The organism is Bradyrhizobium sp. AZCC 1719 (assembly GCF_036924525.1).
Classification (GTDB): domain Bacteria; phylum Pseudomonadota; class Alphaproteobacteria; order Rhizobiales; family Xanthobacteraceae; genus Bradyrhizobium.
Window position 1 is genome coordinate 5,544,601 of record NZ_JAZHRU010000001.1, and the last position, 22,326, is coordinate 5,566,926.

Here is a 22,326-nt window from a genome sequence, read left to right on the forward strand (position 1 = left end):
TCAGTTGCGACGATGTGCGTTCAGCCGGTTCTCGACGAACAGCGAGTAACGCGACATCCCGAAGCAGAAGACGAAATAGATGATGCCGACAAAGGTAAAGCCGGTAAACAGCGTTGTCGGGGTCGACCAGACCGGATCGGAGAACGAGGCGCGCAGACTGCCAAGCAGGTCGAACAGCGCAACGATCGAAACCAGCGAGGTATCCTTGAACAGCGCGATGAAGCTGTTGACGAGACCGGGGATGACATGGCGCAGCGCCTGCGGCATCACGATCAGAGCCGTGGTTTTGCCCCAGGACAGGCCGAGCGCGCTCGCCGCCTCCCCTTGCCCGCGCGGGATCGCCGCCAGCCCCCCGCGGATGACTTCGGCCTGGTACGCACCGGCAAACAGCGCAATGCCGATCAGGGCGCGCATCAGCCCGTCGATGGTGAAGCCGGCCGGCACGAACAGCGGCAGCATATAGGTTGCAAAGAACAGCACGGTAATCAGCGGAACGCCGCGCCAGAACTCGATGAAGGCGATCGAGAAAATCCGGATCAGCGGAATGGTCGAGCGCCGCCCGAGGGCCAGCGCAATGCCGACCGGCATCGAGGCGACGATGCCGACGACCGATACAACCAGCGTCACCAGAAGGCCGCCCCACAACCGCGTGTCGACCTCCGGAAGTCCACCGCTGTCGAGCCCCATCACCGCGATCACCAGGGCGATGGCGACAAAGACCCCAAGGCAGGTGACGAGCGGACGCCAGCCGGACCGCAAGCCGCCACCGAGCCAGAACAGCAGCGCCGAGACTATCAACGTAGTCGCGCCGAGATCAGCCCAGACCGGCTGGCCGGAGGCCTGGATCTGATCGCGCAGCCAGGTTAGCGGCAACAGGACCCAGCCAATCACCGTGCTCACCAGTACGATCAGCTTGCCGAGGACCCATAGCAGCGGTCCGATCACGGCCGTCGCCTCGCCCGCGGCCACGAGCTTCCTGCCGCCGTCGCCGATGCTATCGTTGAAGCCAGACAGCAGCCCGGCGGTCCAGCTCACGCCGAAGCCGCCGAGCCCACCGCCGCGCAGCAGGAAGAAGGCGACGACAGGTAACGCCACGAAGAACAGAATGGCGTTCGGACCCTTGGCCGGTAGCCGCGGAATCAGCAGCGGAACCAGCAGGATAGCGGCAAGAATGAAGGTCAGGTTGACGCGCCAGCGCTCCGGCTCCGGGTAGAAGCCATAGATGAACTGGTAAATCTTCGCTTGAATGAACGGCCAACAGGCGCCGACGGGGCGTCCAACATTTTCAGCGAGGCAGGCCGTCCGATCCGTGCCGGTCCAGACCGCATCGACCAGCGCGAACTTCACGGCCGGAACGACAGTGACCCACAGCAACAACACGCTGACAATCGTGATCAGGATGTTGGTCGGCGAATTGAACAGCCGCGTGCGCAGGAAGCCGATGAAGCCGGTGGTCTTCACGGGCGCGGCCCGCTCGGGCACGAGGTCCTGGCGGACGAAAATGGATGAAGTCGTGTCGCTCATCCGCCCATGCTCCGGCTGATCCGCCATCCATAGAAACTCATGATCGCGCTGGTGACCAGCGAGATCAGGAGATAGACGCCCATGGTGATGCCGATGATTTCGATCGCCTGCCCGGTCTGGCTCAGCGTGGTCCCGGCGAACACCGAGACCAGATCGGGATAGCCGATCGCGACCGCCAGCGAGGAGTTCTTGGTCAGGTTGAGGTACTGGTTGGTGAGCGGGGGCAGGATCACGCGCATCGCCTGCGGGATCACGATCAGCCGCAACACCGAGCCGCGCTGCAGCCCGAGCGAGGAGCCGGCTTCCATCTGGCCCTTGTGCACGGAGAGAATGCCCGCGCGCACGATCTCGGCAATGAAGGCTGCCGTGTAGGTCGACAGCGCCAGCGTCAGAGCGACGAATTCCGGTATCAGGCGTGAGCCGCCTGCGAAGTTGAAGCCTCTGAGCACGGGCACCTCAAACGTGACAGGTACGCCGAAAATCAGCACGCTGAGCAGCGGCAGTCCGATCACCATGGCGAGCGCATAGGGCCAGACCTTGATCACCTTGCCGCTCTGGAAGAGCTGACGGCGCGCGTATCGCCACAATGCGATCGCGGCGACGATCGCAACCAGCAGGGCGACGACGAACGGCTCGAAGCCGGCCTCGCCGATCGGCTTCGGAATGACCAGGCCGCGGTTGCTGAGAAAGAAACTGCCGAAGACCGAGATGCTCTGCCGCGGATTGGGCAAAGCGGCCAGCACCGCGAGATACCAGAACAGGATCTGGAACAACAGCGGCAGGTTGCGGATCAGTTCGACATAGCCGCCCGAGATTCGCGCCAGTAGCCAGTTCGGCGACAGCCGGCCGAGCGCGACCAGGAAGCCGATCAGGGTGGCGAAGAAAATGCCGATCACCGAGACCAGCAATGTGTTGAGCAGCCCGACGAAAAATACGCGCGTGTAGGGATCGGACCCCGAATACGGGATCAGGCTCTGGCTGACGTCAAAGCCGGCATTGTTGGCAAGGAAGCCGAAGCCCGCGGTGATCCGCTGCGCCTGCAAATTGGCGCGGGCGTTGGCGACGATCTCGTAGGAGATCCATGCGAGCGCGGCAACGAACAGCAGTTGGAGGACGAATCCGCTCCAGCCAGCACGGCCGCCGAGCGCGCGCTGCAGCCTGGGAAGTAGCTGCGACGGTGGTTTTCGGGGTTCGATGGCCATCGCCGCAGCCCCTCTCGCTGGCGCTTAGCGGATCGGCGGGGCGTACTGGATACCGCCCTTGCTCCAGAGTTGGTTGAGGCCGCGGGCAATACCGAGCTTGGAGCCGGAGCCGACGTTGCGCTCGAAGGACTCGCCGTAATTGCCGACCGCCTTCACGACCCGCACCATCCAGTCCTTGGTCAGGCCGAGTTGCTCGCCCAGATTGCCGTCTGTGCCGACGGCGCGCTTGACCTCGGGTTTGTCGGACTTGGCCATCTCGTCGACGTTCTTCTGTGTCAAGCCGAGCTCTTCGGCGCCGACCATCGCATACAGCGTCCATTTCACGATATCGAACCACTGATCGTCGCCATGGCGGACCATCGGCCCGAGCGGTTCTTTCGAGATCACCTCGGGCAGCACGACGTGATCGGCTGGGTTGGCGACCTTCAGGCGTTCGGCATAGAGCTGGGAGACGTCGGAGGTGAACACGTCGCACCGGCCGGACTCATAGGCCTTGACGGTCTCGTCGGCGGTCGCGAACGCGATCACCTCATACTTCATGTTGTTGCCCTTGAAGTAGTCGGCGAGGTTCTGTTCGGTCGTGGTGCCAGTCTGCACGCAAACCGACGCACTGTTGAGTTCCAGCGCCGAATTCACCTTCAGCGACTTCTTCACCAGAAAGCCCTGGCCGTCATAATAGGTAACACCGGTGAAGTTGGCGCCCAGCGAGGTATCGCGCGACAGCGTCCAGGTGGTGTTGCGGGACAGCACGTCGATCTCGCCCGACTGCAGCGCGGTGAAACGGTCCTTGGCCGAGAGCGGGACGAATTTGATCTTGGTCGCGTCGTTGAAAATGGCAGCCGCGATCGCCCGGCAGATGTCGACGTCGAGCCCGGTCCAGTTACCCTTGTCGTCGGGCGTCGAGAAGCCCGGCAGGCCCTGGCTGACCCCACAGGACAGCATGCCCCGGTCCTTGACCGTCTTGAGGGTTTGCGCCGAGGCGGCCTGGGCCGAGAGGCCGGCGGCAAGGGCAAGGGTAACAACCAGAGATACGCGTTTCATGGGTTAGGCCTTTCAAGGGGACGTCCGGAGATCGTTTTTTAGGCAACGCCTGACGTTGTGGGGCCAACCCGCTGATCCCTCGCTGAAAAGCGTCGTCCCGACCGTGCATTTGGCGTGCCAATCCGGTCAGGCGGTGGATCTGATATCGCGGCAGGCCCCTCAACTTGCAGCGACTGTTCGTTGGCGCGCATCTCAGAACGACTGGCGTGCCGGGTCAAGGGGTTGACTGCCGTCTTCTGTGTCTTGTTATTAACTCACCCGGCCTCGACCCGCCGCTCGCCGGTGTTTTCGCGATCAAGTTGTGGCTGCGGCATAACGTCTTGGATAATGCAAACGCATGAGCTTTTCGAACGACGGTCCGCCCAACCCGCCAAAGCCCGAAACCAGACTGGTCACCGCCGGCCGTGACACCAAGGGACAAAGGGGTTTCGTCAATCCGGCGGTGTACCGCGGGTCGACCGTGCTCTATCCGACCGCGGAGGACCTGCACGCCCACCGCGCCGAATTCTCCTACGGGCGTCATGGCACCCCGACCACGCAGGCGTTGCAGAACGTGCTGATGTCACTGGAGGGCCCGCAATGCGCGGGCGTCGGCCTCGCGCCATCGGGACTTGCCGCCATCACCACCACGCTCCTGTCGGTCTTGAAGGCCGGCGATCATCTGCTGGTGACCGACAACGTCTACCGGCCCTCGCGCAACTTCTGCACCGGCATGCTGACCCGTTACGGCGTCGAGGTCGGTTATTTCGATCCGCTGGTTGGCGCTGGGATAGAGAAGCTATTTAAACCGAACACCAGAGCGGTACTGGTCGAGGCGCCCGGCTCGCAGTCGTTTGAAATGACCGACATTCCCGCCATCGCTGAAGTCGCGCATGCAAGGGACGCGCTCGTCATCGACGACAACACCTGGGCGACGCCACTGTTTCACCGCTCGCTCGACCAGGGCGTCGACATCAGCATGCAGGCCGCCACCAAATATATTGGCGGCCATTCCGACATCATGTTCGGCACGATTTCGGCGAACGCAAAAGCCTGGCCGCTGCTCACCGAGGGTATCCGCCTGCTCGGCGTCTGCGCCGGACCCGACGACGTATTCCTGGCGCTGCGCGGCACCCGCACGCTTTCGGTGCGGCTCGCGCAACATTATCGCTCGGGCCTGGAAATGGCGCGCTGGCTCGCCGGCCGCCCCGAGGTCCTGCAGGTCTTGCATCCGGCGCTCGAAAGCCATCCCGGCCACGCGATCTGGAAGCGCGACTTCACCGGCGCCTCCGGCCTGTTCAGCATCGTGCTGAAACCGGTCGCCCAGAAGGCGGTCGATGCCCTGCTCGACGCCGTCAAACTGTTCGGCATGGGCTATTCGTGGGGCGGTTTCGAAAGCCTCATCATCCCGTTCGACTGCGATCCCTACCGCACCGCGACCAAATGGTCCCCCGGCGGACCGACGCTGCGGCTCCATATCGGCCTCGAGAGTGTCGACGACCTCAAGGCCGATCTCGATCGCGGCTTTGCGGCGTTGAAGGCGGCCACCTAAAGCCTGACGAGATCAGGTCCGGCCTGATGCCTCGTTGACCGCCCAACCAAAATGTCGAAAACAACCCCATGCAAAGTAGCCGGCAACGGCCGGCATAGCAGGCGGTGGACTGAACCTAATCTCATCGCACTCTAGGCGGATACCTCACGCCGGCCGCCTAATGTCCCCGCCTCGCGGTCTCAGCCATCTCAGCCGCAAGCAATAGCGCCGCGCGGCTGGCGCCAACCGAGGCGACGCCTTGGCCGGCGATGTCATAGGCCGTGCCATGCGCCGGCGTACAGATCGGAAACGGGAAGCCGCCGAGAATTGTCACCCCGCGATCGAAGCCCATCAGCTTCATCGCGATCTGGCCCTGGTCGTGGTACATCGTCAACACCGCATCGAAGGCCCCGTTCTTGGCGCGCAGGAAAACCGTATCGGCCGGAAACGGCCCTTCCGCCGCTATTCCTTCGGCCCGGCCGGCCATAACAGCAGGCTCGATCAGATCGATCTCCTCGCGGCCGAAATTGCCGCCGTCACCGGCATGCGGGTTGAGCCCGGCCACCGCGATACGGGGCTCGGCAAAGCCGGCCTGTCGCATGCAGGCATCGGTCAGTTTCAGCGCGCGATGGATGCGCTCGACGGAGAGACGCGAGGCCACATCCTTGAGCGCAATGTGCGAGGTGACGCGGGCATTCCAGAGCCTGTCGAGCACGTTGAATTCGCTGGCTGGCGTTTTCAGGCCGGCGACCTCGGCGGAGAACGCGATCTCGTCATCATACTCCGCGCGCGCGAGCCGCATCGCCTTCTTGTTGAACGGCGTAAAGCAGACGGCGTCGGCCTGCCCGTCACGCGCCAGCGTGAGCGCGCGACGATAATTCTCCAGCGCGAACGCGCCGCCGGCCTGGCTCGCGACACCACGTTCGATGGTCGCGGGATCGAGATGGCCAAGGTCCATAAAAGCGGCGTCACTGCCGATTGTTCGCGGGTCCGCGGATGGCGCTACATTTGGCAGGTCCGTCCTGACGCCGGCCACGCGCGCGCCTTCGTCGAAAACGCGGCGATCTCCGATCACGATCAGGCGTGCGTGGGAACGGATTTCATCGAGGCAGGCGAGTTTTGCGGTCAACTCCGGGCTGATGCCGGCGGGGTCTCCCATCGCCAGCGCGATCACCGGCTTGCCGGGGCTATGCGGCTTCATATGATCCTCACCTTTTCATCAGCAGCTTCGTCCGGCTTTCGCAGCAGACGCACAATCTGTAGCGCAAGCGGAAGCAGCAGCAACGCCATCGCGGCCAGAACGAGGGTCGTCACCAGCCGGTTCGCAAAGAATATCCCGATCGATCCCTTCGACATCAGCATGGCCTGCCGGAACGCGTCCTCGGCCTTGTCGCCGATCACGATCGCAAGCACCAACGGAGCCAACGGATAGTGCAGCTTCTTGAAGAGATAGCCGAGGACACCGAAGCCGAGCATCAAGACGACGTCGAGATAGGAGTTCGAGACCGAATAGGCGCCGACGACGCAGATGATGACGATCAGAGGGGCGATGACGGCGAAGGGAATGCGCATCAGGGCGGCGAACACGGGAACGGTGAGCAGCACGAGCGCAACCGCAACGATGTTGCCGACATACATTGAGGCGATCAGCCCCCAGACGAAATCCTTCTGGTCGACGAATAGCATCGGTCCGGGATTCAATCCCCAGATCATCAGCCCGCCCATCATGACAGCAGCCGTAGCCGAGCCGGGAATGCCGAGCGAAAGCATCGGCAATAGCGCGCTGGTGCCGGCGGCGTGGTCGGCGGTCTCCGGCGCGACGATGCCCTCGGCCTCGCCGGTGCCGAAACGCGCGCCGTTGCGCGAGAAGCGCTTGGCGATGCCATAGCTCATGAAGGAAGCGGCGGTCGGACCGCCCGGCGTAATGCCCATCCAGCAGCCGATGGCGGCGCTGCGCAGCAATGCAATGCCATGCTGCGGCAGACGGCCGAGCGCCCGGACGACTTCCTTCCAATCCACCCTCGACGATACCGCGCGGGCCTGAAACTCCTCCTCCACCGCAATCAGCAATTCGCCGATGCCGAACAGCCCCATCACGGCAACGACGAAGCTGACGCCCTTCACCAGCTCGTCGATACCCATGGTGAGCCGCACGCTGCCCGAGACGGTATCGATGCCGATCGCCGCGATGGCAAAACCGATCGCGAGTGCCACCACCGTCTTGATCGGAGCCGCACCGCCCATGCCGACGAAACTGGCGAAGGCAAGGAAATAGACCGCAAAATATTCGGGCGGTCCGAAGGCGAGCGCCACCTGCGCCACCCAGGACGCCAGAAACGTAATCAGGATCACGCCGACAAGCGCGCCGAACGCCGCCGAGCCGAAAGCGGTGGCCAGCGCCGTTGTCGGCCTGCCATCGCGCGCCATCGGATAGCCGTCGAAGGTGGTGGCGACCGACGATGGTTCGCCCGGGATGTTGAACAGAATCGACGTCACCGAGCCGCCGAACAACGCGCCCCAATACATGCTCGAAAGCAGGATGATCGCCGACACCGGCTGCATGCCGAAGGTCAGCGGCAGCAATAGCGACACTCCGTTTGGCGCACCCAGGCCGGGCAGAACGCCGACGAGAATGCCGAGCAGGACGCCGATCACCATCAGCGTCAGGTGCGGAACGGTAACCGCGATGGTGAAACCGTGCAGGAGCGATTGAAGGTTTTCCATCGCCCGTCCCTTCAGAAACCGAACGCGGCGGCGAGCGCGCCGTGCGGCAGCGACACCTGAAACATGCGCTCGAACACGATGTAGAGCGCCAGCGGCGTAGCCGCGGCGATGACAAGCGCGCGCAAAACCGATTGCCGCCTCGGCAGCGCCAGCACCGCGAAAACATAGCCCGCCGAGGCGAGATACATTCCAACCATTGGAATGACGGCGACGAAAATCGCGGCTGGAACGAACAAGCCCGCGAGGCGGCGCAACTCGGACGGCGTTATGGCTGTCCTGACCATTGCGAGGGTGCCGCGCCCCACGGCGCCCTGCGCCATGTTGTAAAGGCTGCCGAGCACGATGATGATTCCGGTCAGGAACGGAAACGTGCCGGCGTCGACGCCGGCGCTCGACCAGCCGATGCCGTTGTCGATGCTGGAAACAACGACAACGACGCCAAAGAGTGCGGTCAGCGCCGCGGCGGCTATCTCGAGCGCGCGTCGTGATATCATCGGTCAGGCCCTACTTCACCAGCCAGCCCTGTTCGCCCGCGACCTGCTTTACATGTTCGAGGTCCTGCTTGATGAAGTTGTCGAGCGCAGCGCCGGTTAAGAAGGTATCAACCTGCGAGGTCTTCTCGATGTAATCCTTCCACTCCGGCGTCGCCTGCACCTTCTTCAACAGATCGACGTAGAACGCCGCCTGCTCCGGGCTGACCTTGCCGGGCAGCCAAACCGTGCGCGGCTGCTCATATTGCGAAATCGCAAGCCCTTGCTCGACACAGGTCGGCACGTCGCTCCAGCCTTCTGACGCCGTGACCTTCGGCCCCTGCGGCAACCGCTTCGGGCTGAACGCGCAAAGCGGACGCTGGGTGCTGCCGCGCCATTGCCCAAGGCTCTCGGAGGGATTGTTGACGTGGGCATCGATATGGCCGCCGGCCAGTTGCACGGCAGCCTCGGCGCCGCTCTTGAATGGGATGTAGGTGAACTTGACCTTCGCCGCCTTCTCGATCATCCGCGTCAGCACCTCATCGGTGTCCTTGGACTGTGCGCCGCCCATCTTGAACTCGGTCGCGGCCGCCGCCTTGAGAAAGTCGCCCGCCGTCTTGTAGGGCGCGTCCTGTTTCACCCATAGCAGGAACTCGTCCTGCGCCATCGCGGCGATCGGGGTGAGATCGGTGTAGTTGAAGGCGACCTTGGAGACGAGCGGTTGCTGCCACGCGTTCGAGGTACCGAAGATCACCTTGTAGGGATCGCCGGCGGACGCCTTGCCGTAGACATAGCCTTCCGCCCCGCTGCCGCCGCCCTTGTTGACGACCACGACCGGCTGGTCGGTCAGTTTGTATTTGGTGACGATGCTCTGGACGGCGCGCGCAAGATTGTCGGTGCCGCCGCCCGGCCCCGCCGTTGCGACGAACTCGATCGGCTTCTGCGGCTGCCAGGCCGCGGTGGCCGGAAGCGCGCCCGCGAGCATGAACGTTGCCGTGGATAGCAGCAGTTTTGACGTGATCTTCATGGTTTGCTCCCCGTAGGCATTTCTTGTTGTCGTTCGTATTCTCGTTTTCTCGTCAGGCGACCTGCTCCTTGCGGCCGGCCGAGGCGGCAATGATCGCACCCTCCCGCTCGAACGCGTCGATCTGCGCCTGATCAAAACCATGTTCGCGCAGCACCTCGCGCGTATGCTCGCCATAAACAGGCGCGCCCGAACGCACCTTGCCTGGGGTCGCCGAGAATTTGACCGGCAGCCCGATTGTCTTCACCGGTCCGAGCGTCGAATGTTCGACCTCAACCACCATCTCGCGCGCGAGCGTCTGCGGATCGCTCAGCGCTTCCAACATGTCGTGCACGGGGCCGCAGGGCACGCCCCTCTCGTCAAGTGCCGCCAGCCAATGCGCCCGCGTCTGTTTGCGGAAACGCCCGCTCAATTCGGCTTCGAGCTCCTTCAGATTCGCCATGCGGTCGGAGCCGTTGACGAAGCGCGGGTCGGAAGCCAGTTCCAGCGCGCCAAGCGCTTCCAGCATCAATAGCCAGTGCTTCTTGTTGGCGCCGCCTACCACGAACCAGCCATCGGATGCCTCGAACGCCTGATACGGTGCGTTGAGCGGATGGGCCGAGCCCATGGCGCGCGGCGCCATGTTGCTGGCGAGCGCAATCGTCGACTGCCAATAGGTCTGAACCAGCGCCGCCTCGTAGAGCGAGGTCTCCACCCATTGCCCTTCACCGGTCTTGAGCCGGTGTGAATAGGCGGCAAGGATGCCCATGCTGGCGAGGAGTCCGGCCGTGATATCGGACAGCGGCGGGCCGCATTTGACCGGCGGACCATCCGGCCGTTCGCCCGTGAAACTCATGATGCCGCTCATCGCCTGGGCCACCAGATCGAAGCCGCGACGATGCTTGTACGGGCCGGTTCGGCCGAAACCGGAGAGCGAGCAATAGATCAGCGCCGGAAAATCCCGATGCAGTTCCTCATAGCCGAAGCCTAACCGCTCCATCGCGCCGGGCGCGAAATTCTCGACCAGCACGTCAGCGTCCGCGATCAGCCGCCGCAGCACTTGCTTGCCGCCTGCGGTCTTCAGATCGAGCACGATGCCGCGCTTGTTGCGGTTCATCATCAGGAACGAGGCCGCCTCGTCACCGATCTTCGGTGGCACCGAGTGCCGCGTGTCGTCGCCATTGGGCCATTTCTCGATCTTGATGACATCGGCGCCCATGTCGGCGAGCATGAGCGTGCAGGTCGGTCCCGCCATCACATGGGTGAGATCGATGACCTTGAGGCCGGCAAGCGGCCCCGAACGCGGCGTCGTGTCGTTTTGAAGGGACATGCGGGCTCCTATTGGCCGCGCCATTGCGGCGCGCGCTTGGTGAGAAACGCGTCGAGCCCTTCACGGAAATCCTGGCTGGTGTAGCACATCAGGATGAGGTCCTCGCCCTCCTCGCGCGTCAGCCGTTTCTGCAGCCGGGCGACTGCCTGCTTGGTCGCGCTCAGCGTCAGCGGCGCGTTGCCGGCAACGAGCCGTGCGATCTCGTCGGCGCGCCTGTCGAGCGCGGCCAGATCATCGACGACCTCGTTGAGCAGGCCTACCGAGGCCGCCTCCTCGGCTTCGACAAGCCGTGCCGTGAAGATCAGATCCTTGACGCGCGCCGGGCCGATCAACGCGGTGATGCGGCTGATATTCGACATCGACAGGCAATTGCCGAGCGTGCGCGCGATCGGAAACCCCATCCGCGTGCTTCGGGTGCCGATGCGGAGGTCACAACAGGCCGCGATTCCCGCACCGCCGCCGGTGCAGGCGCCGTTGATGGCGGCAATGGTCGGCACCCGGCACGTTTCGAGAATGCCGAGCACACGGTCGATGCGGTTCTCGTAGTCGAGCCCGTCCTGCGGCGCCTTGAAGGCCCGGAACTGGTTGATGTCGGTGCCCGCGGCGAACGCCTTGTCGCCGGCTCCCCGCAGCAGCAGCACCTTGATCGCATGGTCGCGGTTGGCGCGCTCGCAGATCGCAGCCAGCCGCTCGTACATCGCGAAGGTGAAGGCGTTGCGCGCCTGCGGTCTGTTGAAGGTTATCCGGCCGATACCGTCATCAAGGGCAAACAGGAGGTCATCCTCCCGTACCGTTACGTCTTGATCCATCCCGTCGGCCCTTTCTTAATCGATTTTAACCAATTCTGAATGCAAAAACACGATTTATCAAGCTGGAACTAGCAAGCTTCCGGTGATATAGCCATTTTTGCATTCAAACTGGATCTTTACGGCGATGCTTCATGAGGAAGTCGTAGGCCGCGTCCGCGCCATGTTGCTCGATGGCGAGATCCCGCCGGGCGCGCGGATTCCCGAGCGCGACCTCTGTGAAAGGCTGCAGATCTCGCGCACGCCGCTGCGCGAAGCCCTCAAGGTGCTCGCCGCCGAGGGCCTGGTTCAGTTGCTGCCGAACCGCGGCTCGCGCGCGGCCAGGCTGACCGACAGGGACATGCGCGACCTGTTCGAGGTGTGCCAGGGGTTAGAGGCGCTGGCCGGTGAACTGGCCTGCGAGCGCATCACGGATGCCGAGATCGCCGAGGTCGCCGCCGTCCACGCCGCGATGGTACAGCACTACGGCGATCGCGACCTTCTCCAGTACTACCGCTGCAACCGCACCATCCACGAGGCGATCATCGCCGCGGCCGGCAACCCGGTGCTGTCAGGCCTATATGAATCCGTTACGGCCCGCATTCGGCGTGCGCGCTACGTCACGCCGATGACACCGCGGCGCTGGGCGCTGGCGGTGCAGGAGCACGAAGCGATCCTCAATGCACTCCAACGCCGCGACGGCGTGGGGTTGTCGCATATCCTGCGCGCGCATCTGCGCCACAAGCGCGAGGAAGTCTTGCAGGCCGGCTTCGCGGAGACCGAGCCGCAAGATGAGGCTCGCGCATCATAGCAGCGTCTAGCCTGACGCTGATTCGCATCCGAAGCGCCGTCCATCTCTATCCGCATTCGGCCGTTGCTACGCCCACGCCGAGACGCCCCCGGGTTTTTGCGGAGCGGTTTTTCCAAAACGATAACCACCCGTTCACCATGACGGCGAATCCCGCCATGCGATCGACCAAATAATTCAACCCTCAAGTTCCCTTATACCTTTGATGCCTAGTCATACCTCCGGGGATGGCTGCCATTGCAGTGCAGTGGGACGTCCCTGCGTAAGAGTAGTAAAGCGTATGAACATCGCACGTGTCGTCGTTCTGACCATCGCATTGAGTGCCGGCGGTGTTGCCGCCTATCTCGCCCGTGGCACCGAAGAACAATCCCGCCCGGCGGCCGAACCGGTCGCACAATTGCCGACGGTGGAGATCCTGGTCGCGAAGTCCGACATCGGGCTCGGCCAGCCGGTCAAGCCCGAGGACCTGCAATGGCAGGCCTGGCCGGCCGCGACCGCCGGCAGCAATCTGATCAACCGCGCCAGCAAGGCCGAAGCCATCAACGAAATCGCCGGCTCGATCGCGCGCAGCCCGTTCTTCGCTGGCGAGCCGATCCGCGAACAGAAACTGGTCAAGGCCAATGGCTCCGGCTTCATGGCAGCCATCCTGCCGACCGGCTCGCGGGCGCTCTCAACCGAGATCTCGCCGGAAACCGGCGCCGGCGGCTTTATCCTGCCCAACGACCGTGTCGACGTCATCCTCTCCAAGCGTGAAAAGAATCCGGACAGCAAGGGGCCCGACGTCGTCCAGTCGGAAATCATTCTCTCCAACATCCGCGTGCTGGCGATCGATCAGGCGCCGAAGGAAAAAGAGGGCAGCAACTCCCTCGTCGGTCGCACCGCCACGCTCGAACTGAAGCCCGAGCAGGCTGAGACGCTGGCGCGTGCGCGCCAGAGCGGCACGCTGTCGCTCGCGCTGCGCAGCATCACCGATGTCAACGCGGCCGAAGGCCGTTCCGAGGAACAGGCTCAGCAACGAAGCCAGAGCGTCAACGTGGTTCGCTACGGGATCGCTAATCAAACGACGGCACAGAAGTGACCGAAAGGACGCCCGAGATGAAGTTTGGGGAAAATCAGTCAGCGATGCGAACCGTGGCGGTGCGCACCCTGTTATTGTCGGCTGTCGCCGCGCTGACGCTCGGGCCGCTGCTGCCTGTGGTCGCAGCCGAGTCCGAGAAGGATCCGGTGACGACGTCTGCCATCGGCCCGGTCAAGATGCGCTTCCTGTCGCTCGGTGTCGGCAAGTCGGTTGTCGTCGACCTGCCGCGCGATGTGAAGGATGTGCTGGTCGCCGATCCGAAGATCGCCAATGCCGTCATTCGCTCCCCGCAACGCGCCTATATCATCGGCGGCGCCGTCGGCCAGACCAACGTGGTGTTTTTCGACGGCGACGGCCAGCAGATCGCCTCCTACGACATCGCAATCAAGCGAGACCTCAACGGCGTGCGCGCCGCGCTGCGGCAGTCGTTGCCGGGGATTCAGATCGAGGGCGTCGGCGACAGCGTGCTGCTGACCGGCTCGGTTTCGAGCCCGGTCGAAGCCCAGCAGGCCGGCGAGATTGCCGCGCGGCTGGTCGGCGGGTCCGAGAAGGTCGTCAACTCGATCGTCGTCCGCGGCCGCGACCAGGTGATGTTGAAGGTCACTGTCGCGGAGGTCCGGCGGGATGTCGTCAAACAGATGGGTGTCGATCTCAGCGCCCAATTGAATGTCGGCAATACGACTGTGAATTTCAACAATGCCAATCCCTTCACTGCAAACAACGCGCCCCTCGTGCCTGGCAATGGCCTTGGCATAGCAGCCGGCACGATGCCGTCGGTCCAGGCCGTGCTTCGCGCGATGGAAAAGGCCGGTGTCGTGAAGACGCTCGCCGAACCCAATCTGACAGCGATATCAGGCGAATCCGCAACGTTTATCTCAGGTGGTGAATTTCCCATTCCGACCGGCGTGAGCTGCCAAACAACAACAGGCGGTGGCTTCGGAAATTGCGTCCAGACTGTCAGCTTCAAGAAATTTGGCATCTCGCTCAACTTCACGCCGGTCGTACTCTCTGAGGGTCGGATCAGCCTGCGGGTGATGACGGAAGTTTCGGAAGTCTCGACCGAAAACTCTCTGACTGGCGGCCAAGGTGGAACAACCATTCCCTCGATCAAGACCCGCCGCGCCGAGACGACGCTGGAAATACCCTCCGGCGGCTCGATGGCGATGGCCGGCCTGATCCAGGAGCAAACCAAGCAGGCCATCAACGGGCTGCCGGGGCTCGATCAATTGCCGGTGCTGGGCGCGCTGTTCCGCAGCCAGGACTTCGTCAACAACCAGACCGAGCTGATGGTCATCGTGACGCCCTACGTCGTGCGCGCGGTCGCGCAGAAGGAGTTGTCGCGGCCCGACGACGGGTTTGCGCCGGCATCCGACTCCCAATCCACGCTGCTCGGGCGCATCAACCGGATCTACGGCGTCGCCGCTCGCATCGATCCCGTCAGCGACGTCCAGGGCAATTTCGGCTTCATCATCGATTGAGACCGCAGAACTGTTCACCGAGTGGGGACGAGGACAGAACGATGACAACGAAAATTCCGCTCCATCGCGTCAAGGCTTTGGGCATTCTTGGTGCCCTCTTCGGCCTTTCGGCGGCGCTCGGTGCCTGCACGCCGCAGACCACGGAAATCGTGACCGCCAGCGTATCCGATGATTACCGCCACCGTCATCCGATCGCCGTGACCGAAGCCAACCATTCGATCGTCGTGTTCGTGGGTCATGCCCGCGGCGGCCTCTCCGGGCCGCAACGCACCGACGTCATGGGCCTGGCGCGGACATGGGCGCGCGAAGGCACCGGCGCGATCATTGCGGACGTCCCGGTCGATACGCCCAATGCCCGCGCGGCTGCGGCGACGTTTCGAGAAATCCAGTCGGTGCTGATGGCGGGCGGCGTGCCCTCGCGCGCCATCACGCTGCATCACTACCGTCCCGACGATATCAGGACCTTGCCGACGATCAGGCTGAGCTATCCGAAGATCAAGGCGGTGGCCGGCCCGTGCGGCCTGTGGCCGCAAGACCTCGGCCCGAACATCGACAACGTCGCCTACAACGAAAACCGCTCCTATCACAATTTTGGCTGTGCCACCCAGCGCAACCTGGCGGCGATGATCGACAATCCGGCGGACCTCGAGCAGCCGCGCCCCGAGACGGCCGCCTACACGCCGCGGCGCAATATCGCCTTTGACAAATATCGCAAGGGCGTTGCAACCGAAACCGCCTACCCCGAAGCCGACAAGGCCAAACTCAGCGATACAGGCAAATGATCAGCCGCGTCTTTCAAAACTCCGACGACCAACTGGACGACACCCCGGCGCAGCCCGAGGAATACATCTCGCCGGCGCCGCGCGTATCGGTACAGGCCTTTTGCGCCAGCGTGGCGATCGCAACCGCGGTGCGCGCGGCGAGCGAAGACCGCCGTCTCGGCAAGGCGCACCTTTCGGTTCACATGGGCGGTATTGCCGCCGCCATCGAGGCCTACCACAAGGCACCGACGCCGAACGTTATTTTGCTGGAGAGCGACCCGGCCACCGACATCCTCGAAGGCCTCGATGAACTCGCGACCGTGTGCGACGCAGGAACGCGCGTTGTCGTCATCGGCAACGCCAACGACGTCGCACCCTATCGCGAACTGGTGCGGCGTGGCGTCAGCGACTACGTCACCGGACCGATCGAACCGATCGACGTAGTTCGTGCGATATGTGGCCTTTACGCGGCCTCCGAGACCGTAGCCGTCGGCCGTATCGTTGCCGTCGTCGGCGCCAAGGGAGGCGTCGGCGCATCCACCGTCGCGCACAATGTGGCCTGGATGATCGCGCGCGATCTGGCGCTCGATTCCGTCGTGATCGATCTCGACCTTGCCTTCGGCACCGCCGGCCTCGACTACAATCAGGATCCGGTTCAAGGCATCGCCAATGCAGTCTTCCAGCCGGAACGGCCGGACTCTGCCTTCATGGAACGTCTGCTGGCGAAATGCACCGACCACCTCGACCTGCTGGCCGCGCCGGCAACGTTGGACCAGGTCTATGATTTCGGCGCCGATGCGTTCGATGCGATCTTCGACACGATGCGCATGACGACCCCGTGCATCGTGCTCGACGTCCCCCATCAGTGGTCGGCATGGACCAAGCGCACGCTGGTCGGCGCGGACGACATTTTGATCGTCGCCGAGCCTGACCTCGCCAATATGCGCAACACCAAGAACATGCTGAACGTGCTGAAGGCGGCGCGGCCCAATGACCGCCCGCCGCTCTATTGCCTGAACCAGGTTGGAATGCACAAGCGTCCGGAGATCTCCACGCGCGAATTCGCCAAGGCAATCGAGAGCCAGCCGATCGCGGCGATTCCGTTCGATTCGAAGATGTTCGGCACCGCCGCCAACAACGGCCAGATGATCGCGCAGATCGCCGCCAAGCATCGCACCACCCAGATGTTCCTGCAGATCGCGCAGCGCATGACGGGCCATGCCGTGACCAAGCGGTCGCGGACTTCGTTCCTGACGCCGATCATCAAGAAGCTGCAGGGCGCGACGGCCCGCAGGGCGTGAGCAAGGGATAACGGCGCAGCGGCGTTGGCCGCTGACGCTGATCGCGTTTTCGAGCGAAAGCCTGCCCCAACTTGATCCGGGTGAATTCAGGCTCTGTTGGTTCTGATTGGATCGGAACCGGTTGAGCGCTAGACTAGTCGATGCGTCGGGCCGAGGCGATCGGCATCTTGTCGGCCTCAGCTCGCGCGTTCTCCCTGTCCTTGCGCGCCAGCATCCGCTTCAATTGCGCGACGTTGGCTGCCGCCTCGGCGGGCGGCAGGTCGGCTTTCACGATCTTTTCCGCCTCGGCAAAATGACCCTGCAGGCCGACCGCCAGTGCAAGATTGGCGCGCACGCGCGGATCGGTCCCGGCCAGGCTGTGGGCGCGGCGCAGCGTCTCCTCGGCCCTGGGCAGGTCCTTCGAAAGCACGTAGGACAGTCCGAGATTGGACAGCACCGACGGATGGTCGGGCACGATTTTCAGCGCGCTCGCATAGTATTGCCGCGCCTCCTCGTATCGGCCGAGTTGATCCAGTGTTGCTCCCTGCGCCGACAGCAGCCGCCAATCGGGATCGTCGGGGCTGTGGGCGCGGCCGAGCACGTCGAAGGCCTGCTGGAAATTGCCATTATCCGCCAGCGCGCGGCCGTAGGCTGCGAGCAGCAGCTTATTGCCCGGATGGGCGATGGAGGCCTGTTCGAGCACCGCAACCGCCTGCGACCGCTGCCCTGTCGCGCGAAGCGCCTTGCCGTATTTCAGGGCCGCGTCGGCATCCTTCGGATTGACGCGATAGCGTTCCTGGTAAAGTTGGATATCGCGGCGCGGATCGGTGGTGTGGTCAGCGTCGGCCTTCTCGCCGATCGAACCGGTAATGTCTGACAGTCCCGAGGTCTGGCAGCCGCCAAGCCCCAACACCAGGATCAGGGTCGACGTGCACGCAAGGAGCCGCGTGACGCGGAGCGGACGGGGTGGCTTCTGGAACATGTAGCGGGACTCACGGCGGCGACTGTCCAGAAGTGTTCACAGCTTAACCCTAAGTTCCGGTTAAGCTGGCCCGCTTTTGCGGTAATTGGTGACCTTTGCGGGCGGCTGCCGCCAGGCACGCGCGTGCCGGTCCGTTTCGCCGAGCCGCCTAGTCGAGGAATTGCGCGCCGAGTTCGCAACCGATCCGCCAGGCCAGCTTGCACTGACGCGGCCTTCCCTCCGAAAAGATCACCGTGAATTCGGGAGGAATTTCGGGATATTCGGCGATGATCTTCACGCCGCCATCCGACATGTCTGTAATCATGCAGTCGCGCGGCAATCCGCCGGTCGCAAACTGTATTTTCGCAAAGTTTCTGCACGCACGTCGTTCGCTTCTGCGGCGATTCGCTAACATGTCTACCCTGGCCTTGCTGGAGTGATTCACCCGAAGGTGCCCTCAGCTTTACAGAAGAATTGTTGGAATTGACCTAGCGCAACGGCTCGCAATGTAACTGATACGTTCGAATTCCGTTTACCGAACCCGGAGCCGAAGACCTCCGAGCACCGGCAAACTACGATCGAGCAGCGCCCATGCACTGCAATTTTCGGCAAATTAAAGGGTTGATCGCCCCTCGTTAGGCGATAGCCTGACCCCTCGACTCGATTTGGCGGAAACCGACGCGCATGGGAAGCCTCGTCCTTCTCGACCTGATGGGCGGCGTAGCATTGCTGCTGTGGGGCCTGCACATGGTCCACAGCGGAATCCTGCGCGCGTTCGGGCCGAACCTGCGAATGTTACTGGCGAAGGCCCTGAGCAACCGCTTCTCCGCCCTCGCCGCCGGTCTCGGCCTGACCGCGCTGCTTCAAAGCAGCACCGCGACGGCGCTGATCACGAGTTCGTTTACGTCGGACGGGCTCGTCAGCCTGGTGCCTGCGCTCGCCATCATGCTCGGTGCCAATGTCGGCACCACGCTGATCGTGCAGATCCTGTCGTTCAACATCGCCGCCGTCGCGCCGGTGCTGTTCATCATTGGCCTGGTCGCCTTCCGCACCGGGCCACGCTCGCGCATCAAGGACATCGGCCGCGTCTTTATCGGCCTCGGCCTGATGCTGCTGGCGCTGCACATCCTGCTCAATACGCTGGCGCCGGCGGAGAACGCGCCGGGCGTGCGCGTATTCATGAACGCCATCACCGGCGATCCCGTGCTCTGCATCCTGTTCGCTGCGATCGTGACCTGGCTCGTGCATTCCTCCGTTGCCAGCGTACTGCTGGTGATGTCGCTGGCCTATGCGCATTTCATCACCCCCTATGCGGCGCTGGCGCTCGTGCTCGGCGCCAATCTCGGCAGCGCCATCAATCCGATCGTCGAGGGCGCGCGCCGCGACAATCCCGCCAGCTATCGGCTTCCGCTCGGCAATCTCGTCAACCGGCTTGTCGGCGTGCTGCTGGTGGCGCCGTTCCTGCAGCCGATCGCGGAGCTTCTGATCGCGTGGCAACCGGATGTGGCCAAGGCAACCGCCCTGTTCCACATCGCCTTCAACGTTGCGACCGCAGCTCTCTTCATTGGCCTGCTCGACGGCATGGCGCGGCTGTTGAAGAGGTTGCTGCCCGAGCGCGTCAAGGAGGCCGACCCGACAGGTCCGCGCTATCTCGACGAGAGCGCACTCGAGACCCCTTCCCTCGCGTTGGCGGATGCCGCCCGCGAGACCCTGCATATGGGCGATCACGTCGAGATCATGCTGCGCAAGGTGATGGCGGCGATGATGACCAACGACCGCGCGCTGGTCGACGAGGTCTCGCGGATGGACAACAACGTCGACAGCCTCGACGAGGCGATCAAGCTCTATGTCACGAAACTCACCCGCGGCAGTCTCGACGAGCGCGAGGGACACCGGGCGATGGAGATCGTCTCCTTCGCCATCAACCTCGAGCATATCGGCGACATCATCGACAAGAATCTGAGCGAGCTGGCAACCAAGAAGATCAAGCGCCGCTTCCAGTTCTCGGCCGAGGGCGCCGAGGAGCTTTCGGCTTTCCACAAGCGAACGATGGATTCGCTGCGGATCGCGTTCGGGGTCTTCATGTCGGGTGACCTCAACGAAGCGCGAAAATTGCTGGCCGAAAAGGCCGCGCTGCGCAATGCCGAGCTCGCCGCCACCGAGCGGCACCTCGACCGCCTGCGCGAGGGCCGGCCCGAAACCATCGAGACCACGTCGCTTCATCTCGACGTGTTGCGCGACCTCCGGCGCATTCACTCGCACATCTGCTCGGTCGCCTACCCCGTGCTCGATGCCGCCGGCGAACTCGCCGCCCATCGCAGCGCCGAAAGCGAATTGCCCGCACTGCCCACGGCGGCGCCGAGCCGCTGACAGTCAGCGATCGAGCGTCTTCGAGGCGGTGGCACGGTTCTTCACGATCAGCATGATGTTTCTGATGTAGATGATCGTGGCCATCGACTGGCCGATGATGATCACGGGCTCGCGCTTGGCGATGCCGTAGATCAGCGTCATCATGCCGCCTCCCATCGAGAAGAACCAGAACGCCATCGGCACCACGCTCTGTCCGGCCCGCTCGCTCGAGATCCACTGCACCAGGAATCGCGCGGTGAACAGCAATTGCGCGATCAGCCCGAACGCCAGCCAGAAATCGAACTTGGCGACGAACACGTCGTAGAGATAGTCGCCGAGCGCCTGGCCGTATTGAATCAGCATCAGCGAACCTCGATCGCAACGGGCATCGACTTCTTGCGTCGGATCAGCCACCACACGCCGGCGAGATCCATGATCCCGATCCATAACCGGTCAAAGAAGCCGTAATTGGACACGCCGGAATGGCGCGGGCGGTCGATCACGTCGACGTAAGCGATGTCGAAACCTTCGCGGCGCACCAGCGCCGGCAGGAACCGATGCAGCCCGTCGAAATAGGGCATCGAGAGGAACACCTCGCGCGGGAACGCCTTCAGCCCGCAACCGGTGTCGCGGGTACCGTCGCGCAGGATCGCGTTGCGCACGCCGTTGGCGATCCGCGACTGCAGTTTCTTGAAGCCGGTATCCTTGCGCCCGACCCGTTGGCCTGCCGCAAGACCGACGCGGCCACCGCCTTTTTCGACGGCCGCGATCAGGTCCGGCAGGAACGCCGGATTGTTTTGCCCGTCGCCGTCGAGAGTCGCCACGATGGCGCCGCGCGCGGCCCGCACGCCGCTACGCACCGCCGCCGATTGCCCACTTGAGGCAGCGTGCTTCAGTTGCCGAAGCTGCGGATGCTGTTTCATCATCGCCGCCAGCCGCTCGGCGGTCGCATCCGTCGAACCGTCGTTGACATAGATGATCTCGTAGGCCCAGCGGCGGCCGAGTGCGCTGACGATTTCCGCAATCAGCGGCGCGACGTTGTCCGCCTCGTTGCGCACCGGTACGACGATTGAAACGGCGACCGCATCTCTGTCGGCAGGTATCAAATCGGCACTCGTCTGGTTGGTTGGAAGGACCCGGAACCGGGCGTATCGGGCCGTCTGGCGGCGTCCGCTTTTATGGGGCGAAAGCGCCGCGGGCAACCCTTTTGAGGCGCCCGGACGAGGGCCCGGCAAGGGACACGATGCTGCCGTCGCGCTGGATCGCAAATCCGAGCCGGCGGGCCGCAAACCAGTATCGCACGAACATCGCTCCGACGATGCCGATCAGCGCCCCGGCAACCACGTCACTGGGATGGTGAGCAACCAGCACCAGACGGGTCGCCGCAATGATGAGGGCATAGACGGCCATCGCAAAGCGAGCTTTCGGCCAGATGACCGACACGGCGAACGCGAGCGCAAAGGCGGTCGTGGCGTGGCCGGAAGGAAAGCTGAAATAAGCGGGGTGGCCCGCGAAGTGCGAGAAGTGGAAAGCATTGGCCTCGCCGCCGACAAACGGCCGACCGCGACCGATGCTGTATTTCAGCACCTCGGTGACCAGACTGGACACGGCGACGGCGCAGAAGATGAACTGCAGCCGTGTTCCGAGACTAAGCAGCAATGAGCGCCTGATGCCATGCAGGGCCGGTGCGGCGATCGCGACCGCGATCAGCAATCCTGCCAGCCCCGCCAACACATATTCGTCCTTGCCGAAATCAGTGAGAATGCGGACCCACCACAGCGAGGGCGTGCCGCGCTTTGGCATCTGGGCGATTTCCCACGCATCGATCGCATACATCAACACCACGATCGCTGCGCCGAGACCTGCCGAGATCCACAAGACGTGACGCGCCGAGCGGCGAGCGGCTTCGGCTCGCCGCGAATGCGACGGCGACCGCACGAGCTGCGCCAGTGACAGCCACGTCAGCGTGGAGAAACGCGCAAGATAGGTTTTGGAATCGTCAACAGAAGGGCTCGCAGCCAT

Annotated in this window: 21 protein-coding genes; 7 read left to right on the top strand and 14 right to left on the bottom strand. The window is 63.6% G+C overall.

Annotated elements, in window-relative coordinates; all coding sequences use genetic code 11:
* The 3 genes from V1292_RS26115 to V1292_RS26125 are packed head-to-tail and all read right to left on the bottom strand — an operon-like array spanning position 1 to position 3,767.
* Positions 1 to 1,524, bottom strand: a complete 1,524-nt coding sequence (locus V1292_RS26115) for an amino acid ABC transporter permease (protein WP_334375503.1) — start codon at positions 1,522 to 1,524, stop codon at positions 1 to 3.
* Positions 1,521 to 2,726, bottom strand: coding sequence for an amino acid ABC transporter permease (locus V1292_RS26120; protein WP_334375504.1), 1,206 nt, complete (start codon positions 2,724 to 2,726; stop codon positions 1,521 to 1,523). The genes V1292_RS26115 and V1292_RS26120 overlap by 4 nt, the downstream gene beginning before the upstream one ends.
* A gap of 24 nt (positions 2,727 to 2,750) precedes the next feature.
* Positions 2,751 to 3,767 (bottom strand): amino acid ABC transporter substrate-binding protein, encoded by a 1,017-nt coding sequence (locus V1292_RS26125; RefSeq protein ID WP_334362475.1) that lies wholly within the window; start codon positions 3,765 to 3,767, stop codon positions 2,751 to 2,753.
* Between the two features lie 337 nt (positions 3,768 to 4,104).
* On the opposite strand from V1292_RS26125, the gene metC reads away from it, so the two are divergent.
* The gene (gene metC, locus V1292_RS26130) at positions 4,105 to 5,298 is read left to right on the top strand and encodes a cystathionine beta-lyase (protein ID WP_334375505.1); all 1,194 of its coding nucleotides are present in this window, start codon (positions 4,105 to 4,107) and stop codon (positions 5,296 to 5,298) included.
* Positions 5,299 to 5,455: 157 nt separating this feature from the next.
* On the opposite strand, the gene V1292_RS26135 is transcribed toward metC, so the two are convergent.
* From V1292_RS26135 to V1292_RS26160, 6 genes are read right to left on the bottom strand one after another with little or no spacing between them, the layout of a single operon-like run.
* Positions 5,456 to 6,478: a 4-hydroxythreonine-4-phosphate dehydrogenase PdxA gene (locus V1292_RS26135; RefSeq protein WP_334375506.1), complete on the bottom strand. Its 1,023-nt coding sequence runs from the start codon at positions 6,476 to 6,478 to the stop codon at positions 5,456 to 5,458.
* The gene (locus V1292_RS26140) at positions 6,475 to 8,001 is read right to left on the bottom strand and encodes a tripartite tricarboxylate transporter permease (protein WP_334375507.1); all 1,527 of its coding nucleotides are present in this window, start codon (positions 7,999 to 8,001) and stop codon (positions 6,475 to 6,477) included. The genes V1292_RS26135 and V1292_RS26140 overlap by 4 nt, the downstream gene beginning before the upstream one ends.
* 11 nt (positions 8,002 to 8,012) lie before the next feature.
* Complete coding sequence (locus tag V1292_RS26145) at positions 8,013 to 8,495, bottom strand: tripartite tricarboxylate transporter TctB family protein (protein ID WP_334375508.1); 483 nt, start codon at positions 8,493 to 8,495, stop codon at positions 8,013 to 8,015.
* A gap of 10 nt (positions 8,496 to 8,505) precedes the next feature.
* Positions 8,506 to 9,498 carry a Bug family tripartite tricarboxylate transporter substrate binding protein gene (locus tag V1292_RS26150; protein WP_334375509.1) on the bottom strand — a complete coding sequence of 331 codons (993 nt, stop codon included), beginning with the start codon at positions 9,496 to 9,498 and terminating at the stop codon, positions 8,506 to 8,508.
* A 52-nt stretch (positions 9,499 to 9,550) separates the two neighbouring features.
* Complete coding sequence (locus V1292_RS26155) at positions 9,551 to 10,804, bottom strand: CaiB/BaiF CoA transferase family protein (RefSeq protein WP_334375510.1); 1,254 nt, start codon at positions 10,802 to 10,804, stop codon at positions 9,551 to 9,553.
* 8 nt (positions 10,805 to 10,812) lie between these two features.
* Positions 10,813 to 11,613 carry an enoyl-CoA hydratase/isomerase family protein gene (locus V1292_RS26160; RefSeq protein ID WP_334375511.1) on the bottom strand — a complete coding sequence of 267 codons (801 nt, stop codon included), beginning with the start codon at positions 11,611 to 11,613 and terminating at the stop codon, positions 10,813 to 10,815.
* A 124-nt stretch (positions 11,614 to 11,737) separates the two neighbouring features.
* Between V1292_RS26160 and V1292_RS26165 the strand changes: the two genes are divergently transcribed.
* The 5 genes from V1292_RS26165 to V1292_RS26185 all read left to right on the top strand — a co-directional run bounded on the left by V1292_RS26165 (position 11,738) and on the right by V1292_RS26185 (position 17,015).
* On the top strand, positions 11,738 to 12,400 hold the full coding sequence (locus V1292_RS26165; protein ID WP_334375512.1) for a GntR family transcriptional regulator: 663 nt from the start codon (positions 11,738 to 11,740) through the stop codon (positions 12,398 to 12,400).
* Between the two features lie 277 nt (positions 12,401 to 12,677).
* On the top strand, positions 12,678 to 13,475 hold the full coding sequence (cpaB, locus tag V1292_RS26170; RefSeq protein ID WP_334375513.1) for a Flp pilus assembly protein CpaB: 798 nt from the start codon (positions 12,678 to 12,680) through the stop codon (positions 13,473 to 13,475).
* A 17-nt stretch (positions 13,476 to 13,492) separates the two neighbouring features.
* Positions 13,493 to 14,953, top strand: coding sequence for a type II and III secretion system protein family protein (locus tag V1292_RS26175; RefSeq protein WP_334375514.1), 1,461 nt, complete (start codon positions 13,493 to 13,495; stop codon positions 14,951 to 14,953).
* Positions 14,954 to 14,994: 41 nt separating this feature from the next.
* Entirely contained in the window at positions 14,995 to 15,735 is a 741-nt protein-coding gene (locus tag V1292_RS26180; protein ID WP_334375515.1) for a CpaD family pilus assembly protein, read from the top strand.
* Positions 15,732 to 17,015 carry an AAA family ATPase gene (locus tag V1292_RS26185; protein WP_334375516.1) on the top strand — a complete coding sequence of 428 codons (1,284 nt, stop codon included), beginning with the start codon at positions 15,732 to 15,734 and terminating at the stop codon, positions 17,013 to 17,015. The genes V1292_RS26180 and V1292_RS26185 overlap by 4 nt, the downstream gene beginning before the upstream one ends.
* Before the next feature lie 133 nt (positions 17,016 to 17,148).
* On the opposite strand, the gene V1292_RS26190 is transcribed toward V1292_RS26185, so the two are convergent.
* Together V1292_RS26190 and V1292_RS26195 are read right to left on the bottom strand one after the other, a co-directional pair.
* Positions 17,149 to 17,976: a tetratricopeptide repeat protein gene (locus V1292_RS26190; RefSeq protein ID WP_334375517.1), complete on the bottom strand. Its 828-nt coding sequence runs from the start codon at positions 17,974 to 17,976 to the stop codon at positions 17,149 to 17,151.
* Positions 17,977 to 18,124: 148 nt separating this feature from the next.
* Positions 18,125 to 18,370: a PilZ domain-containing protein gene (locus tag V1292_RS26195; protein ID WP_028346170.1), complete on the bottom strand. Its 246-nt coding sequence runs from the start codon at positions 18,368 to 18,370 to the stop codon at positions 18,125 to 18,127.
* Positions 18,371 to 18,639: 269 nt separating this feature from the next.
* Here V1292_RS26195 and V1292_RS26200 point away from each other — a divergent pair, with 269 nt between their 5' ends.
* A complete protein-coding gene (locus V1292_RS26200) occupies positions 18,640 to 20,325 on the top strand; it encodes a Na/Pi cotransporter family protein (protein WP_334375518.1) in 1,686 nt (561 codons plus the stop codon).
* A 3-nt stretch (positions 20,326 to 20,328) separates the two neighbouring features.
* Here the strand turns inward: V1292_RS26200 and V1292_RS26205 are convergent, their stop codons facing one another.
* From V1292_RS26205 to V1292_RS26215, 3 genes are all read right to left on the bottom strand, one after another.
* On the bottom strand, positions 20,329 to 20,667 hold the full coding sequence (locus V1292_RS26205) for a lipid-A-disaccharide synthase N-terminal domain-containing protein (protein ID WP_334375519.1): 339 nt from the start codon (positions 20,665 to 20,667) through the stop codon (positions 20,329 to 20,331).
* Entirely contained in the window at positions 20,667 to 21,407 is a 741-nt protein-coding gene (locus tag V1292_RS26210; RefSeq protein WP_334377169.1) for a glycosyltransferase family 2 protein, read from the bottom strand. Before V1292_RS26210 ends, V1292_RS26205 begins: the two co-directional genes overlap by 1 nt.
* A gap of 73 nt (positions 21,408 to 21,480) precedes the next feature.
* Entirely contained in the window at positions 21,481 to 22,326 is an 846-nt protein-coding gene (locus V1292_RS26215) for a phosphatase PAP2 family protein (protein WP_334375520.1), read from the bottom strand.

What these genes read in the sequence shown, in the direction of transcription:
- V1292_RS26200 (WP_334375518.1), top strand. Translation starts at nt 18,640, where the DNA reads ATGGGAAGCCTCGTCCTTCTCGACCTGATGGGCGGCGTAGCATTGCTG.
- V1292_RS26215 (WP_334375520.1), bottom strand. Translation starts at nt 22,326, where the DNA reads ATGGCTGCGAGCCCTTCTGTTGACGATTCCAAAACCTATCTTGCGCGT.
- V1292_RS26135 (WP_334375506.1), bottom strand. Translation starts at nt 6,478, where the DNA reads ATGAAGCCGCATAGCCCCGGCAAGCCGGTGATCGCGCTGGCGATGGGA.
- cpaB (WP_334375513.1), top strand. Translation starts at nt 12,678, where the DNA reads ATGAACATCGCACGTGTCGTCGTTCTGACCATCGCATTGAGTGCCGGC.
- V1292_RS26155 (WP_334375510.1), bottom strand. Translation starts at nt 10,804, where the DNA reads ATGTCCCTTCAAAACGACACGACGCCGCGTTCGGGGCCGCTTGCCGGC.
- V1292_RS26125 (WP_334362475.1), bottom strand. Translation starts at nt 3,767, where the DNA reads ATGAAACGCGTATCTCTGGTTGTTACCCTTGCCCTTGCCGCCGGCCTC.
- V1292_RS26120 (WP_334375504.1), bottom strand. Translation starts at nt 2,726, where the DNA reads ATGGCCATCGAACCCCGAAAACCACCGTCGCAGCTACTTCCCAGGCTG.
- V1292_RS26145 (WP_334375508.1), bottom strand. Translation starts at nt 8,495, where the DNA reads ATGATATCACGACGCGCGCTCGAGATAGCCGCCGCGGCGCTGACCGCA.
- V1292_RS26180 (WP_334375515.1), top strand. Translation starts at nt 14,995, where the DNA reads ATGACAACGAAAATTCCGCTCCATCGCGTCAAGGCTTTGGGCATTCTT.
- V1292_RS26165 (WP_334375512.1), top strand. Translation starts at nt 11,738, where the DNA reads ATGCTTCATGAGGAAGTCGTAGGCCGCGTCCGCGCCATGTTGCTCGAT.
- V1292_RS26115 (WP_334375503.1), bottom strand. Translation starts at nt 1,524, where the DNA reads ATGAGCGACACGACTTCATCCATTTTCGTCCGCCAGGACCTCGTGCCC.
- V1292_RS26140 (WP_334375507.1), bottom strand. Translation starts at nt 8,001, where the DNA reads ATGGAAAACCTTCAATCGCTCCTGCACGGTTTCACCATCGCGGTTACC.
- V1292_RS26205 (WP_334375519.1), bottom strand. Translation starts at nt 20,667, where the DNA reads ATGCTGATTCAATACGGCCAGGCGCTCGGCGACTATCTCTACGACGTG.
- V1292_RS26160 (WP_334375511.1), bottom strand. Translation starts at nt 11,613, where the DNA reads ATGGATCAAGACGTAACGGTACGGGAGGATGACCTCCTGTTTGCCCTT.
- V1292_RS26185 (WP_334375516.1), top strand. Translation starts at nt 15,732, where the DNA reads ATGATCAGCCGCGTCTTTCAAAACTCCGACGACCAACTGGACGACACC.
- V1292_RS26150 (WP_334375509.1), bottom strand. Translation starts at nt 9,498, where the DNA reads ATGAAGATCACGTCAAAACTGCTGCTATCCACGGCAACGTTCATGCTC.
- metC (WP_334375505.1), top strand. Translation starts at nt 4,105, where the DNA reads ATGAGCTTTTCGAACGACGGTCCGCCCAACCCGCCAAAGCCCGAAACC.
- V1292_RS26190 (WP_334375517.1), bottom strand. Translation starts at nt 17,976, where the DNA reads ATGTTCCAGAAGCCACCCCGTCCGCTCCGCGTCACGCGGCTCCTTGCG.
- V1292_RS26195 (WP_028346170.1), bottom strand. Translation starts at nt 18,370, where the DNA reads ATGTTAGCGAATCGCCGCAGAAGCGAACGACGTGCGTGCAGAAACTTT.
- V1292_RS26175 (WP_334375514.1), top strand. Translation starts at nt 13,493, where the DNA reads ATGAAGTTTGGGGAAAATCAGTCAGCGATGCGAACCGTGGCGGTGCGC.